Raw genomic sequence first — 405 nt, forward strand, 5'->3', positions numbered from 1 at the left:
CCCCAGCACCCCTTCGAAGGCCCAGCCTCCGGCGGCGTCGGCGTCGGCGCCCGCGCCTGCCCCCGCTCCCACCGGCGGCGGCCATCTCGACCCCCGCATGCTCTGGCCGAACATCCTGGACGCGGTCAAGAACCGCCGGCGCTTCACCTGGATCCTGCTCAGCCAGAACGCCCAGGTGGCCGGTTTCGACGGCACGACCCTCCAGCTCGGCTTCGTCAACGCCGGAGCCAGGGACAACTTCCTGAGCAGCGGCAGCGAGGACGTACTGCGGCAGGCGCTGGGCGAGCAGTTCAACGTCCAGTGGAAGATCGAGGCGATCGTCGATCCCTCGGGCGGCTCCGCGCCCCCGGCGCCGGGCGGCGGCCCCTCCGGCCTCGGCGGCGGTGGCGGCTACAACACCGGCGG

The 405-nt window shown here is 73.6% G+C and carries 1 pseudogene; it reads left to right on the top strand.

Annotation, left to right across the window (positions count from 1 at the left end):
* Window positions 1-405: pseudogene (locus C1J00_RS44295) on the top strand (DNA polymerase III subunit gamma and tau); the annotation flags it as partial.

It is taken from the genome of Streptomyces cahuitamycinicus, assembly GCF_002891435.1.
Lineage (GTDB): Bacteria > Actinomycetota > Actinomycetes > Streptomycetales > Streptomycetaceae > Streptomyces > Streptomyces cahuitamycinicus.